This window comes from Pseudomonas sp. GW821-FHT09D08 (genome assembly GCF_059416305.1).
Genome location: NZ_JBWKOX010000050.1, coordinates 1 through 576, shown reverse-complemented (window position 1 = coordinate 576; position 576 = coordinate 1). Strand labels below are relative to the sequence as shown.

The 576-nt window shown below is 54.9% G+C and carries 1 pseudogene; it reads right to left on the bottom strand.

Features of this window, described 5'->3' with window-relative positions:
- Positions 1-514, bottom strand: a pseudogene (locus tag AC07OP_RS31610) (transposase); the annotation flags it as partial.
- Positions 515-576 lie beyond the last annotated feature (62 nt).

Genomic DNA, 576 nt, shown 5'->3' with positions numbered 1-576 from the left:
CGACCACAATCCTCACCGACCTCGCGCAGATCGTCATGAATTTTGCGATAGCCATAAACACCGCCGCTCTCCAGCCATGAATGCTTGATCAAACCCAGCAATCGTTGGTCGTCTTTAGCGCGTGCAGATTGCGGCTCAGACAACCAAGCGTAATAACCACTGGGATGGACTTTCAGCGTCAGGCAAAGCCGCCGAATGGAATAGTCGCCCGCTCGCTGCTTGATAAAGGCGTACTTCAACCGCACTCCTTGGCAAAGTACGCGGCCGCCTTTTTTAAGATGTCTCGCTCTTCGGTGACCCGCTTGAGTTCGGCTCGCAGACGCCGCAGTTCCGCGTGCTGATCATCGTCTTGCTGCCGTTCTGCCTGAGGTTTGCTGTAGCGCTTTATCCAGGCATAGAGGCTATGCGACGACACGCCAAGACGCGCCGCCACATCAGCGACAGGCAGCTTCTTTTCGGTCACTTGATTGACCGCTTGGATTTTGAATTCTTCGGGATAACGTGGGTTGCTCATGGCACCTCCTGATTGGCCTCAGTTTAAGGCATGGAGGTGTCTACGAAACCCGGGGCGATTCA